The organism is Armatimonadota bacterium (assembly GCA_031459765.1).
In the GTDB taxonomy this organism is placed as follows: Bacteria; Sysuimicrobiota; Sysuimicrobiia; order Sysuimicrobiales; family Kaftiobacteriaceae; genus Kaftiobacterium; species Kaftiobacterium secundum.
This window is the reverse complement of record JAVKHY010000001.1, coordinates 238,980-256,485: the sequence shown is the minus strand read 5'-3', so window position 1 is coordinate 256,485 and position 17,506 is coordinate 238,980. Positions and strand designations below refer to the sequence as shown.

At 69.2% G+C, this 17,506-nt stretch carries 14 protein-coding genes; all 14 read left to right on the top strand.

What is annotated here, in order from left to right:
* Window positions 1–2: 2 nt before the first annotated feature.
* The 14 genes from clpB to QN141_01095 all read left to right on the top strand — a co-directional run bounded on the left by clpB (window position 3) and on the right by QN141_01095 (window position 17,502).
* A complete protein-coding gene (gene clpB / locus QN141_01160) occupies window positions 3–2,618 on the top strand; it encodes an ATP-dependent chaperone ClpB (GenBank protein MDR7557079.1) in 2,616 nt (871 codons plus the stop codon).
* On the top strand, window positions 2,615–4,120 hold the full coding sequence (locus QN141_01155; protein ID MDR7557078.1) for a fused MFS/spermidine synthase: 1,506 nt from the start codon (window positions 2,615–2,617) through the stop codon (window positions 4,118–4,120). Before clpB ends, QN141_01155 begins: the two co-directional genes overlap by 4 nt.
* 6 nt (window positions 4,121–4,126) lie before the next feature.
* On the top strand, window positions 4,127–4,336 hold the full coding sequence (locus tag QN141_01150) for a DUF951 domain-containing protein (protein MDR7557077.1): 210 nt from the start codon (window positions 4,127–4,129) through the stop codon (window positions 4,334–4,336).
* Window positions 4,337–4,373: 37 nt separating this feature from the next.
* The gene (locus tag QN141_01145; protein MDR7557076.1) at window positions 4,374–7,562 is read left to right on the top strand and encodes a GAF domain-containing protein; all 3,189 of its coding nucleotides are present in this window, start codon (window positions 4,374–4,376) and stop codon (window positions 7,560–7,562) included.
* A gap of 143 nt (window positions 7,563–7,705) precedes the next feature.
* Window positions 7,706–8,212 (top strand): hypothetical protein, encoded by a 507-nt coding sequence (locus QN141_01140; protein MDR7557075.1) that lies wholly within the window; start codon window positions 7,706–7,708, stop codon window positions 8,210–8,212.
* Window positions 8,213–8,275: 63 nt separating this feature from the next.
* Window positions 8,276–9,370 (top strand): redox-regulated ATPase YchF, encoded by a 1,095-nt coding sequence (gene ychF, locus QN141_01135; GenBank protein ID MDR7557074.1) that lies wholly within the window; start codon window positions 8,276–8,278, stop codon window positions 9,368–9,370.
* 132 nt (window positions 9,371–9,502) lie between these two features.
* Complete coding sequence (rpsF, locus tag QN141_01130; GenBank protein ID MDR7557073.1) at window positions 9,503–9,862, top strand: 30S ribosomal protein S6; 360 nt, start codon at window positions 9,503–9,505, stop codon at window positions 9,860–9,862.
* 1 nt (window position 9,863) lies between these two features.
* Window positions 9,864–10,262, top strand: coding sequence for a single-stranded DNA-binding protein (gene ssb, locus QN141_01125; protein ID MDR7557072.1), 399 nt, complete (start codon window positions 9,864–9,866; stop codon window positions 10,260–10,262).
* Between the two features lie 34 nt (window positions 10,263–10,296).
* On the top strand, window positions 10,297–10,557 hold the full coding sequence (rpsR, locus tag QN141_01120) for a 30S ribosomal protein S18 (GenBank protein ID MDR7557071.1): 261 nt from the start codon (window positions 10,297–10,299) through the stop codon (window positions 10,555–10,557).
* 25 nt (window positions 10,558–10,582) lie between these two features.
* Window positions 10,583–11,647 carry a YybS family protein gene (locus tag QN141_01115; protein MDR7557070.1) on the top strand — a complete coding sequence of 355 codons (1,065 nt, stop codon included), beginning with the start codon at window positions 10,583–10,585 and terminating at the stop codon, window positions 11,645–11,647.
* Window positions 11,644–12,090 carry a 50S ribosomal protein L9 gene (rplI, locus tag QN141_01110; protein MDR7557069.1) on the top strand — a complete coding sequence of 149 codons (447 nt, stop codon included), beginning with the start codon at window positions 11,644–11,646 and terminating at the stop codon, window positions 12,088–12,090. The genes QN141_01115 and rplI overlap by 4 nt, the downstream gene beginning before the upstream one ends.
* Entirely contained in the window at window positions 12,087–14,024 is a 1,938-nt protein-coding gene (gene lonC, locus QN141_01105) for a Lon family ATP-dependent protease (GenBank protein ID MDR7557068.1), read from the top strand. The genes rplI and lonC overlap by 4 nt, the downstream gene beginning before the upstream one ends.
* Before the next feature lie 244 nt (window positions 14,025–14,268).
* Entirely contained in the window at window positions 14,269–16,605 is a 2,337-nt protein-coding gene (gene dnaB / locus QN141_01100; GenBank protein ID MDR7557067.1) for a replicative DNA helicase, read from the top strand.
* 39 nt (window positions 16,606–16,644) lie between these two features.
* Window positions 16,645–17,502 (top strand): DMT family transporter, encoded by an 858-nt coding sequence (locus QN141_01095; GenBank protein MDR7557066.1) that lies wholly within the window; start codon window positions 16,645–16,647, stop codon window positions 17,500–17,502.
* The last annotated feature ends 4 nt before the right edge of the window (window positions 17,503–17,506 follow it).

Genomic DNA, 17,506 nt, shown 5'->3' with positions numbered 1-17,506 from the left:
CCATGGCCATAAGATTCGATCGGTTTACCGAGAGGTCGCAGGAGGCGATCCTTCAGGCCCAGGAGCTGGTGGAACGTGCCGGGCATCCCCAGATGGACACCGAGCACCTGCTGCTGGCGCTGATCGAGCAGCAGGACGGGATCGTCCCGCGCCTGCTGGCGCGCCTGAACGTCAACCTCGCGGCCCTGCGGGGACGGCTGCAGGCGGAGCTGCAGCGGCTCCCCCGCGTGCAGGGCCCCGCCGCAGAGGGGCTGCGCATCAGCCCGCGCCTCCGCCAGGCCGTGGAGGTCGCCCAGTCCGAGGCCCAGCGTCTGCGGGACCAGTTCGTGAGCACCGAGCATCTGCTGCTGGGGATTCTTGAGGCCGGCGGGACCGCGGCGCAGATCCTGCGGGAGGTCGGCGCCTCCCGCGACGCGGTGTACGCCGCGATGCTGGAGGTGCGCGGCGGGCAGACGGTGACCGATCAGAATCCGGAGAGCAAATATGAGGCCCTCCAGCGCTACGGCCGGGACCTGACCGCGCTGGCCGCGGCGGGCAAGCTCGATCCGGTGATCGGGCGGGACGACGAGATCCGGCGGGTGATCCAGGTCCTCAGCCGGCGCACCAAGAACAACCCGGTCCTGATCGGCGATCCGGGCGTGGGCAAGACGGCGATCGTCGAAGGGCTGGCCCAGCGCATCGTGCGCGGCGACGTGCCCGAAGGGCTGAAGCGCAAGCGCGTGGTGCAGCTGGACATGGGCGCGCTGGTGGCGGGGACGAAGTATCGCGGCGAGTTCGAGGAGCGCCTGAAGGCCGTGCTGAAGGAGATCGCGGACAGCGCCGGCGAGATCATCCTCTTCATCGATGAGCTGCATACCGTGGTCGGTGCGGGCGCGGCGGAGGGGGCGATCGACGCCGCGAACATGCTCAAGCCGATGCTGGCCCGCGGGGAGCTGCACACCGTGGGGGCCACCACCCTGGATGAGTACCGCAAGCACGTCGAGAAGGATCCGGCCCTGGAGCGCCGCTTCCAGCCGGTCTACGTGGACGAGCCCGACGTCGAGGAGACCATCTCCATTCTGCGCGGGCTCAAGGAGCGCTACGAGGTGCACCACGGCGTGCGGATCACCGACTCCGCCGTGATCGCCGCGGCCACGCTGTCCGACCGGTACATCAGCGAGCGCTACCTGCCGGACAAGGCCATCGACCTGATCGACGAGGCGGCCAGCCGGCTGCGCATGGAGATCGACAGCAAGCCCACCGAGCTCGACGAGGTGGACCGGCGGATCATGCAGCTGGAGATTGAACGGGAGGCACTGAAGCGGGAGGTTGATCCCGCCAGCAAAGAGCGGTTGCACCACATAGAACAAGAATTGCAGTCGCTCACAAAGGACAGTGAGCGACTGCAGCAGCAGTGGGAGAAAGAGAAGCGCGCCATCGGCGCCATCCGGGAGACCAAGCAGCGGATCGAGGAGACCCGCCGTCAGATCGAAGACGCCGAACGACGGGCCGATCTGGAAACCGCGGCGCGGCTGCGCTATGGGACGCTGCGGGAGCTGGAACAGCAGCTGCGGCATCAGGAACAGACCCTGGGCGAGGCGCACCGGGACGGCCAGCTCCTCAAGGAGGAAGTGACCGCCGAGGACATCGCCGAGGTGGTCGCCAAGTGGACCGGCATCCCCGTGCACCGGCTGCTGGAGGGGGAGATGCAGAAGCTGCTGCACCTGGAGGAGCGGTTGCACGAGCGGGTGATCGGCCAGGAGGAAGCGGTGCGCGCCGTCTCCGACGCCATCCGCCGGGCCCGGGCCGGCCTGAAGGATCCCAGGCGCCCCATCGGCTCCTTCCTCTTCCTGGGCCCGACCGGCGTAGGGAAGACCGAGCTGGCCCGCACGCTGGCCGCCGTGCTTTTCGACGACGAAGACGCCATGGTGCGGCTGGACATGTCGGAGTACCAGGAGAAGCACACCGTGTCCCGGCTGATCGGCGCCCCCCCGGGCTACGTCGGCTACGAGGAGGGCGGCCAGCTCACCGAGGCCGTGCGCCGGCGGCCCTACCGCGTCGTGCTCTTCGACGAGATCGAGAAGGCCCACACCGATGTGTTCAACATCCTCCTGCAGATCATGGACGACGGTCGGCTCACCGACGGCCACGGCCGCACCGTGGACTTCAAGAACACGGTGATCATCATGACCAGCAACCTGGGGAGCCGCTTCCTGCAGCACCTCGATCCGGAACAGGAAGCGCACTACGAGATGGCCCGCATTCAGGTGCTGGACGAGGTGCGGCGCAACCTGCGTCCGGAGTTCTACAACCGCATCGACGAGGTGGTGGTTTTCCGGCCGCTTTCCCGGACCCAGATCCGGCAGATCGTGGATCTGCAGCTGCGGCTGCTCCGGGAGCGCCTGGTGGCGCAGAAGATCGACGTGGACGTCACCGAAGCGGCGCGGGACTTCCTGGCCCGCGAAGGCTACACTCCCGACTTCGGCGCGCGGCCGCTGCGGCGGCTGATCCAGCGCGAGGTGGAGAACTCCCTGGCCCGCATGATTCTGGCCGGGGAACTGCGTGAGGGACAGGTGGCCGTGGTGGACTACCGCGACGGGGCGCTCCGCTTCGGCGTGCGCGAGGCCGTCCCTGCGTGATCCTCAGGCTGGTCGTCTTCCTGAGCGGGGCTGTGCTCCTCGCCCTGGAGATCGTGGCCAGCCGCGTGGTCGCCCCATTTCTCGGGAATTCCGTCTACGTCTGGGGTGCGCTGATCGGAGTCTTCCTCGGTGCCCTGGCCGTCGGGTATTTCCTCGGCGGGCTGGTCGCGGATCGCACGGCGAGCGCCGCGGTGTTTGCGGGGCTGGTGTTCCTGGCGGGCGCGCTGCTCGTGCCAATCCCCCTCACGGCGCCTGGCGTGCTGGGGACGATCGCCTTGAGCGCGGTGGGTCCCCGGACGGCGCCGCTTCTTGCGGCGGTCACCCTCTTCTTCCTGCCGGCCGTGGTGATCGGGGCCCTCTCTCCCTTCGCCGTCCGCCTGCACGCCCGCACGGTGGCCACCATTGGCAACGTGGCCGGGGGATTGTACGCCCTCAACACCGTGGGGAGCATCCTCGGGACCCTGCTGGCCGCCTTCGTGCTGCTCTCCTGGATGAGCGTCCCCGTCATCATCTACCTCCTTGGCGGGACGATGATGCTTCTGGCCGTGCCGACCTGGCTGGCGGCAGGGCGCGGGGCTGCGGCCGCCGTCGCCGGGGCCGTCGCCCTGCTGCTGCTCGCGGGCGTCCCGATGGCCGGACGGCAGCAGTCTCCTCCCGGCCGCCGGTTCCAGCGCGACACTGTGTACCACCGGATCACCGTGGACGACGAGGCCGGGGTGCGCTATCTGCGCCTGGACGCCTACTGGCAGAGCGGAATGGATCTGACCGATCCCCGCCGGACGGTCTTTGCCTACTCCGACTATCTCCACCTGCCCCTGCTGTTCCGGCCCGAAGCCTCGCGGGTGCTGTTTGTGGGCCTGGGCGGCGGGACCGCGCCCCGTCGCTACCACGAGGACTATCCGCGGATGAGGATCGACGTGGTGGAGATCGACCCCGCGGTGATCGCGGCGGCCCGCCGCTACTTCGGCGTCCCCCAGGACCTCCGGATGCGGCTGGTGGCCCAGGACGGGCGCCTGTTCGTGGCCCGCTCCTCCGAACGGTACGACATCATCGTGCTGGACGCGTACCTCATCGACACCATTCCCTTCCATCTGGCCACGCGGGAGTTCTTCCAGACGGTGCGCGCCCACCTGACGCCGGGCGGGGTGCTGGCCAGCAACGTCATCGGGGCGCTGGAGGGGCCGCGCAGCGGCTTCTTCCGGGCGGTCTACAGGACCTCCCGGGAGGTGTTCCCCGCGGTGTACGTCTTCCCCACGGACTGGGGGCGCTACGGCGGCAGAGACAGTCTGCGCAACATCATCATCGTCGGCAGCACCTCTCCCCCGCGGTCGCCGGAGGCCGTCCGCGCCGCGGCGCGGACCGCACAGGCCCGGGCGGGGGTGACCATCCCCCGCTTCCTGGAAGCGGCCGCGGACCTCTATACTGAGCCCATCCCGGTGGAGGACGTCCCGACCCTGACCGACGACTACGCCCCCGTGGAGATCCTCCTCCGGCCGCGGTAGCCTGCCGTGCCTGTGCTGAAGCTCTACCTCGGCGACGTCGTCCAGACGAAGAAGACCCATCCCTGCGGCAGCGACCGGTGGAAGGTGGAACGGCTCGGCGCCGACGTCGGCATCCGCTGCCAGGGGTGCGGACGGTATGTGCTAATGGACCGCGTCAAGTTCGAGCGGCGCATCAAGCGGTTCATCAGCCGGCCGCCGGAGGCCACAGCCGGGTAGGAGTACCCGTTCCGTCGGACGGGAAGAAGTACCAGTGATGCTCTACGCCTGGAGCGTCGCGGTGGCGGGGTGGGCGGTGCTCCTTGCCTTCCTGGCCGGCACCCTTCCGCCGCCGCCGGCGCTCGTCGCCATCTTCACGATCATGGCCGTGGCCGCGGAGTGGCTGATGGTGCCGCTTCCCCGCGGCGGCTTCCAGTCGGCCGGGCCGGTCGTGGCCTCCGCCGCGCTGCTGATCGTGGGCCCGGTTTACGCGGCGCTGATCATGGCCGCCGGGGTCGTGGTGGGCAACGGCCTGCTCCACCGGCGTCCCTACCTCAATACGGTGTTCAACAGCGGACAGTACATCCTGTCCGTGCTGCTGGCCGGCCTCGTCTTCCATGCCATCGCGCCCACAGGCGCCGTCCTCCGGGCTCCCCTCTTTTCCGGCCGCATCGATGTCGTCTTCTGGGCGGCCTTCCTGGCCGCGATCTTCTGCTACGTCCTCGCCACCAGCCTCTTCGTCAGCGGCATGGTGGCGATGCGCGGCGCGACCTCCTTTCTGGCCGTCTTCCGCGCCAACATCGCCTGGGAGTTGCTGAACAGCCTGGCCTTCGCCACCCTGGGTCTGATGCTGGCCCTGATCTATCTTCACGCCCTGCCGGCCGGGGCGGCGATCCTGACCGCGCCACTGCTGGTGGTGGGCTACATCCTGATGCTGTCCACGACCCGGGAGCAGTCCCACCGCCAGCTGCAGATCGTGGAACGCATCGGCCGCGCAGCGATGACCCTGAATCTCGCCGAGTTGTACGAGACCCTGTACCGGGAGATCAGCCGGGCCATGTCTGCGGACGCCTTCTACGTGGCGATCTACGACACGGAGACGGCACGGCTCTACTTTGACTTCCTGGTGGATTCCGGACAGCGCTTCCCACGCCAGCCCTACGATCACGGGCGGGCCATGGGCGAGATCCTCAAGGGCCGCCGGCCCGTCCTGATCAACCGTACGCCCGAGGAGATGAACCAGCCCGACACCTTTGAACGCGTAGGGCGGGAGGAGAAACGCAGCGCCTCGCTGATGTTCGTGCCGGTGATCAAGGGCGAGCAGACCATCGGCCTGATCTCCGTCCAGAGCTACACCTTTTACGCCTACTCCGAGCGCGATCTGCGCCTGCTGGAAGCCATCGCCGGACAGGTGGCCACGGCCATCGAGAACACCCGTCTGTTTGAGGCCAGCCGCCGCAACATCGAGCGGCTGACCACTCTGCAGCGGCTGTCCGCGGCCTTCGCCGGCACCCTGGACATAGAGACGCTGGTCCGCGCCGTCATGGAGGAGGCGGGCCAGGTCCTGGAGGTCGACCGCTGCGCGGTCTTCGTCCGGGCCCCCCAGGGCGGGGTGGCGGCCGTCTACGCGGAAGGATTCCCGCCGGAGTTCGCCGCCCTGATGCGGCGGGCCGCGCCGCCGGCGGGGACGCCGCTGCCGGTCGACTTCGGCCAGGTCCAGGTCATCGACGACCTGCGCAGCCACCCGGGGATGCAGATGCTGCAGGAGCGGCTGTTCTCGGGAGAATGCCGGGCGCTGGCCGAGATGCTGGCTCCGGTGCGCACCCTGGCCTTTCTACCGTTGCTGTACCGCGGGGAGCAGATCGGCGCCATCGTCTTCTTCCACGACCGCGTCCGGCCCTATACCGAGGACGACCTGCTCCTGGCCCGGGCCATCGCCAGCCAGGCCGCCAGCGCGGTGAACAACGCCTCGCTGTTCGCCCAGATCCAGCGGCGCGCGGCGGAGGTGGATCTGCTCAACCGGTTGATGAGCACCCTCTCCGGGACCCTGCATCTGGAAGAGCTGGTGCGGCGCATCGTGGCCGAGGTGGCCGCCACCTTCGGGTACACCCACGTCAGCATCTACCGTCGCGAGGGGGAGTACCTGAGGCTGGCGGCCCAGGTGGGCTACGCCCAGGTGCACGAGCGCCTCCACATCACCAAGGGCGTGATCGGCCGGGTGGCGCGCACGGGGAAGCCGATTCTCGTTGCCGATGTCACCCGCGAACGCGAGTACATCCCCGCCGATGAGACGGTGCGATCCCAGGCGGCGGTGCCGATCGTCAGCGACGACGCCGTGATCGGCGTCCTGAACATCGAGGCGCGCGCCGACCGGCCGCTCACGGACAGCGATCTGGCCCTGCTGGAGACGCTGGCCCGCCAGCTGTCCATCGCCCTGCGCAACGCGACGCTCTACGAGGAGGCGCAGCAGGCCCGGGACGAGCTCAGCGTGCTCTACGAGGCGGCGAAGACGATCAGCAGTTCCCTGGAGGTCGAAACGGTGCTGGACAACCTGATCCAGGTCCCCTGCCGCGCCTTCGGCTACGAGTATGGAGCGATCCTTCTCACCGACGACCGCACCGGCGACCTCGTCGTGGAGGCCACCTACGGCTACCCCGCGGGGTTCCACGGCTATCGGATTCCGTCCGGGAAGGGGATCACGGGGTGGGTCCAGCGCACGGGGAAGGCCGAGATCGTCGCCGACGTGCGCCAGGACCCGCGCTACGTCGGGATCAACGACCGGGTCGCCTCCGAGATCGCCGTCCCGCTGATCGGCGAAGGACGGGTCATCGGCGTGTTCAATATCGAGAGCACCCGCCGGGGCGCCTTCGGTCCCCGCGACCTGGGCATCCTCACCGCCCTGGCCGGGTATGCGACCGTAGCCATCCAGAACGCCCGCCTCTTCGAGCAGACCAAGCACATGGCGATCACGGACGGGCTCACCGAACTGTACAACCACCGCTACCTGCACGAGGCGATGGAACGCACCCTGGAGCGCTGCCGCCGCGACGGGCAGCCGCTGGCCCTGATCATGCTGGAGATCGACAACTTCAAACGCTACAATGACACCTACGGCCACCAGCAGGGGGATGAGGTGCTGCGCACCGTGGCCGATCTCCTGCGCAAGGGGAGCCGCACCGCCGATCTGGTGGCGCGCTACGGCGGCGACGAGTTCATGATCGTCCTGCCCAACACCTCCAAGGACACCGCCTTCGAGGTCGCCGAGCGTCTGCGCCGGGCCGTGGAAGCCTATCCCTTTCTGCTCGGGGAAAACGTGGTGACCACGGTGACGCTGAGCGTGGGCGTGGCCGCCATGCCGGAAGACGGCGAGGGGGTGGACGCGCTGGTCGACGCCGTGGACCGCGCCCAGTACACGGCCAAGCGCTCCGGCGGCAACAAGGTCCAGGTCGCCCACCTCATCCGCTGAGTCATCCCGCGAAAGGATACAATCGGTCGCAGCAGACGGTCCGCTGCGGGGCCGTCGCAGAACCGGAACGTTAACCCGCGCGGCACCATCATGCCGCGGGTCTTGCAATGAGGCGATTGCTCTCTTTTCTCAGGTTGGTCGTGGTGCTCACCGCGTTGATGTTCGGCACGTGGTGGCTTAGCCGGCTGACCTTGCCAGAAGGGGTCTTCCGTCCTTACTTCTCTCGCCTGTTCTCAGCACGCGTCGGTGAGTTCACATTCGGACGCGTGTTCTTGGCGAACCTGGTGCCCTTCTTCGGTATCCAGTTCATGAACCTGTTCCAAGCGGGCAAGTACGCCGGCGGCCTGTATGTTCTCCCTGTCTTCTGGATCCTCTATGGCCTGTTGTTGGGCACCAACTCCTTTGTCTTCGCAGGTCGGCCCGTAACATTTTCCGCCGCGGTGCTTTGGACGCGGACCGGCTTCATGGAACTGCTCGCCTATACGGCGGCTTATGAAGCAACGAGAGGTTGGGCACTCTGGGAACAGCGGGGTCTTTGGAGCGTGCGTCGGCTCAGGGAGAAGCGTTGGAGCCCGCAGACAGGCGATTGGGTGTATTGGATTGCCGCACTACTGCTGTTGCTTGGTGCCGTGGCTCGAGAAGTTCAGTGAAGTGCACGGCAGATCGCCCTCCCCGGGAGGTTCATGGCGCCCCGCCCCGCGAAGGCACCTGGTGTGGGGCTCTCCATCGGGATCGTGGGTCTGCCCAATGCCGGCAAGTCCACGGTCTTCAACGCACTGACGCGTGCCGCCGTGGCGGTCGCCCCCTACCCCTTCACCACCGTCGAGCCGCACCGCGGTGTCGTGCCCGTGCCCGACGCGCGCCTTGAGGCCGTGGCCCGGGTCACCCGTCCGGAGCGGACGGTCCCCGCCACCGTGGAGTTCGTCGATATCGCCGGCCTGGTCCGCGGGGCGTCCCGCGGCGAGGGGCTCGGCAACCAGTTCCTGGCCCACATCCGGGAGGTGGACGCCGTGGCGCACATCGTGCGCTGTTTCCCCGCCCCGGACGTTCCCCACGTGGAAGGCGTCCCCGATCCGCAGCGCGACATCGAGATCGTGGAGACGGAGCTGGCGCTGGCCGATCTGTCCGTGGTGGAGCGGGAGATGGAGCGGCAGCGCGGACGGGCCCGCGCACACGACGCCCGCGCCGCAGAACGCCTCGACGCCCTGACGGTCGTCGCCGACGCGCTCAAGCGCGGCGGCATGGTCCGCCGCCTCCCCGCCGCTTCCGAACAGGTTGCGCTCCTGCGGCCTCTGCGCCTCCTGACGGCGAAACCGGTCGTCTACGTCGCCAACATCGCCGAGGAGGATCTCCCCGGCGGCGGCCCGGGCGGGGACCAGGTCCGCCGCCACGCCCGCGCCGTGGGGGCGGAGGCGGTGATCCTGGCCGCCAAACTCGAGGCCGAGGCGGCGGGGCTGCCCGAGGCCGAAGCCAGGGAGGTGCTCCGCGCCTACGGGCTGGAGGAACCGGGCCTGTGGAGTCTGGTCCGGGCGGCGCAGAGGGTGCTGGACCTGGTGACGTTCTTCAGCACAGACTCCAGGGAGGTCCGCGCCTGGTCGGTGCCGCGGGGGACGAAGGCCCCGCAGGCCGCCGGGCAGATCCACAGCGACATGGAGCGGGGATTCATTCGGGCCGAGGTGATCAACTGGGAAACCCTGGTCCGGGTCGGATCGCTCAAGGCCGCCCACGATCACGGCCAGATCGCGCTGGAGGGCCGGGACTATGTCGTCCGCGACGGCGACGTGATTCACTTCCGGTTTGCCGTGTAGCCGATCGCCGTCGTCAAGAGACTGCCCGGGGGAGGCTATGCCCCATCCCCCGGCGGGTGCTATAATGCTGTGGACCCGTGGGGTGTCCCGCGGGATTTCTTTACGGCTGGGTCGACCCACCGGGGGTACGGTGTGAAGAGCTACGATCTGGTGTATATCGTCCGCCCCGATCTTGAGGCGGAGGCGCTCCGGGCGATCACGGAGCGCATGAACCAGCGTATTGTGGATCAGGGCGGGACCGTGGAGGCTGTCGACGTCTGGGGCAAGAAGCGCCTGGCCTACGCGGTGAAGAAGTACCGCGAGGGCGTCTTCGTCCACACCCGCTTCGCCCTCGACCCCAGGAAGGTGGAGGAGATCCGGCGGGCGGCGGCGCTGACCGAGGACGTCCTGCGCGCCACGATCACCAGTGCCGTAGGCAAACTACCGCAGGCGAAGGCGGAGTCGCCGGTCCCCGCGGCGCCCGCGCAGCCGGCCGGGACGGCGGAGGGCTGAGGTGCTGAATCGCATCATCCTGATCGGGCGGCTGACGCGGGACCCCGAGCTGCGCTACGTCCCCAGCGGGCAGCCCGTGGCCAGTTTCACTCTGGCCGTGGACCGGCCGTTCGTCAACCAGCAGGGGGAGCGGGCCACCGACTTCATCGACGTCGTGGCCTGGCGGCGCCTGGCCGAGCAGGTCACGCAGCACCTGAACAAGGGTCGCCTCGTCGCCGTGGAGGGCCGGCTCCAAATCCGAAACTACGAGACCCAGGACGGCCAGAAGCGCAAGGTCGCCGAAGTGGTCGCGGACGCGGTGCGCTTTCTGGACCGCAAACCGGGCGCGGCGGCCGCAGCCGAAGTCCCCGGAGGCGAGGTCGAGCCGGAGGGCGAGGGCGCGGACGACGTGCCGTTCTAGATCTTAGAGACTATCCCCGGACGGAGTAGCGGGCATGGCGGAAGCACGCGAACGACGGCAGGGCAAGAAAGAGTGGCGCGGGCGGCGGCCGAAGCGGCGGAACTGCCAGTTCTGCGTGGAGAAGGCCGACGCCATCGACTACAAGGATGTCAACCGGTTGCGCCGGTTCATCACCGAGCGCGGCAAGATCCTTCCGCGCCGGGTCTCGGGGACGTGCGCGCGGCACCAACGCGTCCTGGCCACAGCCCTCAAGCGCGCGCGCGAACTGGCGCTGCTCCCGTACACCGCCGAGTAACGTCCAGGCGCGCGGAGGCGCGTCCATGACCCCTGGCCCCATCCCGGTGCGCGGCCTGACCGAAGGCGCTATCCTGGCCGCCCTCGTCGCTCTGTTCACCGTCGCGGCGACGTTCCTGCCCGTGGCGGGCATCGCCTCTTTCTATGTCACTCCCATTCCGCTGACCCTGCTGGTGGTGCGCCACGGCGCCCGGATCGCCGTCCTGGCCGCGCTGGTCGCCGCCCTCATCGCCGCCGCGCTGGGGGGGCCGCTGACCGGGCTGGTGATCATCCTGACCTTTGCCCCCCTGGGGATCGCCCTGGGTGTCCGGCTGCGGGCGCCCCGTCCGGCAGCGCGGACGCTGATCGTCTGCGGGGCGGTGGCCACCGCCTCGATCCTGGTCAACCTCGGGCTCACCCTGGTCATCTCCGGGGTCAACCCGGTGACCACGACGATCGAGGCGATGCGCCAGGGGCAGGAGAACGCCCTTCGCTTCTACAACCGGCTGGGCATCAGCGGCGACCAGCTGGAGCAGATGAGCGGGGTGATGCGGCAGGTCGTCGAGCTCATGCCGCGGATCATCCCGCTGCTCATCGTGATCGGCGGGGTGACCACCGCCTACGTGAACTTCGAGGTCACGCGCTTCGTCCTGCGGCGTTTCGGAATCGTCGTGCCCGCGCTGCCGCCGGTGTCTTCCTGGCGGGCACCGGCCCTCTTCTTGTGGACTCTGCCGGCGGGGATGGGCCTGCTCTGGGCCTCCAGTGCCTGGGCGGTCCCCTTCGCCGTCCCCGGCGAAACGCTGCGGATGCTGCCGTACGACGATCTGACGGCGGTGGCCCGGACGGCCGCCCCCCGCTTCCCCGCCCTGCAGGCTCTGGGCCTGAACCTCTCCATCCTGGCCCAGATGGTGTACTCCCTGCTCGGGCTGGTGGCGGCCTGGGTCCTGCTGGAGCGCTACCGGGCTCCGCGCTGGCTGCGGTGGACGGCTCTGGCCTTCGCCTTCACGTCCCCGCCGCTGGGGATGGTGGTCTTCTTCCTGGGGCTGGCCGACGCGGCGTTCGATCTCCGGGGCCGGTGGCGGGCGGCGCGCACCGCGGAGGCGTCCCCGTGAAGGTGATCCTTCTGAAGGACATCCCCGCTCTCGGGCAGGCGGGCGCGGTGAAGGACGTCAAGGAGGGGTACGCCCGCAACTATCTGATCCCGCGGGGGCTGGCCGCCGAAGCCACCCCCGGGAACCTGCGCGCCCTGGCCGGCCGGCAGCAGGCGCAACTCCAGCGCCAGCAGCGGGAGCGCGAGGAGGCGGAGCGCCTGGCGGCGGCGCTGGAGGCGGCCGTGGTCGAGGTCGCCGCCCGCGGCGGGGAGGGGGGCCGGCTGTTCGGGTCGGTCACGGCCCAGGACGTCGCCGAGGCGCTGGTGCAGCGGGGGTTCGCCGTGACGAAGAAACAGGTGGACCTGGCGGAGCCGATCAAGATGGCGGGGTTCTACAAGATCCCGGTGCGCGTGGGCCCGGGCATCGTGGCCCACGTTGATGTCAACGTCGTGGCCAGGCGATGAGGGTCCGGCAGGCGAAGGCCATCCGGCCGATCAATCCCACCGGGCGCGTCAGCGAACGGGAGGTGCTGCGGCGCAAGGCGGCCGCCCTGGCCGGCGTCCTGAGCAGCCTGTACGGGCAGGAGCGCCTCAGCAAGCGCGCGGAACGCGTCGGCGCCCGCGCCATGTTGAACAGCCCGCAACTGGGACGCCGGGTCCTGGCGCTGCAGCGCCTGGTCTTCGACGATCCGAACCTCAACGCCGTGCCGCGCGAGGCGGAGATCCCGGCCATCCTGGAGGATCTGCAGGAACGCATCGCCGACCTCATGGCGCGCAAGTCCATCGAGGACGAGATCGAGCGCCGGGTGCAGGACCGGATGAAAGAGCGGCAGGACGAGTACCTCCGCGCCATCCGGATGCAGGTGATGCAGGACGCGCTGGGGCCGGAGACGGAGAGCACACGGGCCAAGCTCGAGGAGTTGCAGCGGCTGGAGGAGGTCCGTCTGGCCCGCACGGCGCTGGAAGCCCTGCGGCCGAGGAAACTCTCCCAGGTCGTGGGCCAGGAGCGCGCCATCCGGGCGCTGCTGGCCAAACTGGCCGTGCCCATTCCGCAGCACGTCATCCTCTACGGGCCGCCCGGCGTCGGCAAGACGACGGTGGCGCGCCTGGTGCTCGAGGAGGCCAAGCGCCTGCCCCAGAGCCCCTTCGGGCCGCAGGCGCCCTTCATCGAGGTGGACGCCTCCACCCTGCGCTGGGACGCCCGCGAAGCCACCAATCCGCTGCTGGGTTCGGTGCACGATCCCATCTACCAGGGCAGCCGCCGGGAGTTCGCCGAGCTGGGCATCCCCGAACCGAAACTCGGGCTGGTGACCCGGGCCCACGGCGGGGTCCTGTTCATCGACGAGATCGGCGAACTGGACGCCGTGCTGCAGGCGAAACTGCTGAAGGTGCTGGAGGACAAGCGCGTCTTCTTCGAGTCCAGTTACTACGATCCCACCAACCCGCAACTGCCGGCGTACATCAAGCGCCTGTTCACCGAAGGGGCGCCGGCCGATTTCCTGCTCATCGGCGCCACGACCAAGGAGCCGGAGGAGATCAGCCCCACCCTGCGCTCCCGCTGCGCCGAGGTGTTCTTCGATCCCCTCTCCCAGGAGGACGTGCAGAAGATTGTGCGCCAGGCAGCGCGGCGCCTCGGGGTGGAACTGGAGGCGGGCGTGCCGGAGACCATCAGCGAGTACACGGTGGAGGGCCGCAAGGCCGTCAACCTCCTGGCCGACGCCTACGGCGTGGCGCTGTATCGCCGTCGTGGCCGGGGGCATCCCCGGATCACGCGCCGCGATCTGCTGGAGGTGGTGCGCAGCGGGCGGCTGACGGCGACCGTGCCCACCAAGGCCTCCGACGTGCCTGAGGTCGGCAAGGTCTTCGCCCTGGGTGTGACGCAGTACGTGGGATCGCTGATCGAGATCGAGGCCGTCGCCTTCCCGGTCGGCAAGCGGCAGCGCGGAACGATTCGGTTCAACGAGACGGCGGGCACGATGGCCAAGGACTCGGTGTTCAACGCGGCCTCGGTCATCCGCAGGATTGCCGGCATCGACGTCGGCAATTACGACATCCACGTCAACGTCGTCGGCGGGGGGCTGATCGACGGTCCCAGCGCCGGGCTGGCCGTGGTCCTGGCCATGCTCAGCGCCATCCAGAGGGTGCCCGTGCGCCAGGACGTGGCCGTGACGGGGGAGATCTCGATCCAGGGGAAGGTCAAACAGGTCGGCGGCATTCCGGAGAAGATCTACGGCGCGCGGCAGGCCGGGATGCGCAAGGTCGTCCTCCCCGAGGAAAACCGTAACGACGTCCCGGCCGGTGTGCGCGGGATCGAGGTGGTCTTCGTGGCCACCGTGGAGGATGCTCTCCCTCACCTCTTCCCGTCCAGGTACCGCGCCCACAGCCGAACGCCGGCCTGAACGCGGAGCGTCTCCCCAGCTTATCCACACCCCGCTTCCGGGCCGTCCACGCAAAAACAGCCGTCTCTCCCCAGGGGATCCGCAGATGTCCCCACCGTCCTCCGAAGTTGTGCACAGCCCTCCACAAGGTGACCCACAGGGGCTGTCCTGAACTCCATCTCCCGATCGGCTGCGGGGGCAGGCTTGACAGGCGAACGTATGTTCGCTATGCTCGCAGAGGGTCACCGGCGAGGAGGACGGGTCCGTGTCGCTCAGCGTTTCCCTGGAGAGAGTGCCGCCGCAAAACCTGGACGCGGAGCAGGGCGTGCTGGGGTCGATGCTGTTGGATCGGGACGCGATCGCCCGGGTCGTGGAGCTCCTCCGCGCCGAGGACTTCTACCGCGACGCGCACCGCCGGATCTTTGAAGCGATCACCGATCTGTTCGAACGCGGGGAGCCGGTCGATCTGATCACCGTCACCGACCGGTTGCGGGACAAGGGCCAGCTGGATGACGTGGGCGGCGCCTCCTATGTCACCTCGCTGCTGAATACGGTACCCACCGCGGCCAACGTGGAATACTACGCGCGCATCGTCCTTCAGAAGTCCATGCTCCGGCAGCTGATCAGCGCCGGCACCCAGATCGCCCACATGGGCTACGAGGCGGCGCAGGATGTGGAGATCCTGGTCGACCAGGCGGAGAAGCTGGTCTTCAGCATCGCCAACCGCCGCATGCTCCAGGAGTTCATGCCCATCCGCGAGATCCTCAAGGAGAGCTTCGAGCGGATCGACCGGCGCTACCAGGACAAGGGCACCGTCACGGGCGTTCCCACCGGGTTCACCGACCTGGACCAGCTGACCAGCGGTCTGCAGCCCGCGGACCTCGTCATCGTCGCGGCGCGGCCAGCCATGGGGAAGTGCCTGAAGTACGACACCGAGATCGTGGACGCGCAGACCGGGGAGGTGTTCTCAATCCAGGAGGTGGTCGGGCGCGCCCGGACGGTGCTGTGGAGCCTGGACGGGGAGGGCAGGCTGCGGCGCGTGGAACCGGCGCGATTCGTCGACGACGGAATCAAACCCGTCTACCGCGTGCGCACCGCTTCCGGCCGCGAGGTCGAGACCACGCTGTCCCATCCCTTCCTCACCCCGCAGGGCTGGCGGCGCCTGGCCGAGCTCGGCGTCGGCGCACTGATCGCCGTTCCCGCGCGCCTGCCGGTCTTCGGGACCCTCGACCTCCCGGCGTACGAAGTGAAGCTCCTGGCCTACCTCACCGCGGGGACGATGCCGGCCGTGCCGGCGCTGGCCGCCGACTACGCCGACGCCGTCGCCGTCGGCGAGGCGATCCGCACGGCGACACGTCCCGGGCCGCGGGAGCGCGCCGCGCCGGCGGGGGAGGTGATCGCTCCGGTGCAGGGCGGCGCCGTCCCCGACGTCGTGGGCGGACTGCTGGCGCGGTACCCCGTCCTGGCTCGAGCGGGCGACGGGCGGGCCGTGCCCCCCATCGTCTTCACGCTGACCCGGGAGAAACTGGCGCTCTTTCTCTCCCGCCTGCTGGCCTGCCTGAGCGTGGTCGAGACCGAGCCGGAGGTGCGGGTGCGCGCGACCTTCCCCGGCGCGCGCACGGCGCAGCAGGTGCGCCATCTGTTGCTGCGTTTCGGGATCGCGGCCACCACCGAGGGGACGGTGTTGACGCTGACCGGCGACCATGCGCGCCTGCTGTTCCGGGAGATCGGGATGCTCGGCTGGGAACGGCTGCGGACCTGGGCCAGATACGATCAGGGGCGTCTGCTGCCCGCCTCAGACATCCTGTGGGATGCCGTCACCGACATAGACTATACCGGCGACTTCCAGGTGTACGATCTCACGGTCCCCGGGACGCACAACTTCATTGCCGGCGACGTCTGCGTCCACAACACCACCTTCGCCCTGAACATCGCCGCGCACGCCGCCATCCACCACCGGATCCCCTGCGCCATCTTCAGCCTGGAAACCTCCAAGGAGCAGCTGGTCCAGCGCTTCCTCTGCGCCGAGGCGGAGGTGGACGGCAGCAAGCTGCGCACCGGATTCCTGGCCGACTCGGACTGGCCGAAACTGGCCCGGGCCATGGGCCGCCTCTCCGAGGCGCCGGTGTTCATCGACGATTCGGCCAACATCTCCGTCATCGAGATGCGGGCCAAGGCGCGCAAACTCAAGGCGGAGCACGGCCTGGGGCTGATCGTGGTGGACTACCTGCAGATGATCCAGTCCTACAAGCGCACGGAGAACCGCACGCAGGAGATCTCGGAGATCGCCCGCTCGCTGAAGTCGCTGGCCAAGGAGCTCGATATCCCGCTCCTGGCCATCTCCCAGCTCAGCCGTGCGGTGGAGCTGACGGGCAGCCGTCGGCCGATGCTCTCCCATCTCCGGGAGAGCGGGGAACTGGAGCAGGTGGCCGACCTGGTGCTGTTCATCTACCGCGACGACTACTACAATGCGGAGACCGAGAAGAAGAACATCGCCGAGATCATCATCGCCAAGCACCGCAACGGCCCCATCGGGCAGGTGGAGCTGTTCTTCCACAAGGAGCACAGCCGGTTCGGCAATCTCGAGAAGCGCCGGGCCTGAGGTGGCGGTGGCATCCCGGCCGTCGCAGCCTCCGTCCTGATGGGCAGCGTTTTCGCCCTCACTTCGGCCGTTCTCTTCGCCGCCGCCGCGCTGTTGGTGCGCCGAGGACTGGCGGGGTCCAACGCCGGCACGGCGACCCTCGTTTCGGTCGCCACCAACCTGGTGGCGATGTGGGCCCTGGCCCTCGCCGTGGGAGCGATCGGTCGGATCCCTCGGGCGGCGGTCCTGACCTTTCTCCTCGCCGGCACGCTCGCCCCGGCGCTGGCCCGCCTCACCTACTATGAGAGCATCAGGCGGATCGGCGTGGCGCGGGCCTCGACCATCAGCAACACCACGCCGCTGTTTGCGGCGCTCCTGGCCGTGCCCGTCCTGGGCGAGTCGGTCTCGTGGTCGCTGGCCGTCGGGACGCTGTGTGTCGTCGTGGGCCTGGCCCTGACGGCGCGGCCGGACCCCGTCGCCCCGGCCGGACGGCCGTGGGCCGGGACGCTGCTCGCTCTGAATACCGCGGTGCTGGCCAGCGTCTCGTTCACTTTGCGCAAGCTCGGCCTGCGGATGTTCCCCGACCCCGCGGTGGCCTCCGCCCTCACCGTGACGGGGTCGCTCCTCACCCTGGTCCCCTACCTCTGGCTGCGGTCCCGCACGGAGCCGCTGCGTGCGGATGGACGGTCCCTGAGCTATCTGGTCGCCGGCGGGATCTTTACGACAGGCGGGTTCCTGGCCTACTTCTTCGCCCTGAGCCGGAGCGAGGTGGTGCGGGTCACCCCGCTGGCCAACACCAGCCCCCTGTTCGCGCTGGCGCTGCTGGCGCTGTTCCGCGAGGGGGAGACGATCCGGGCCGCCACCGTGGCCGGCGCCGTCCTGACCGTGGCCGGGGTGCTGCTGGTGGTCGTCGGCTGACCGC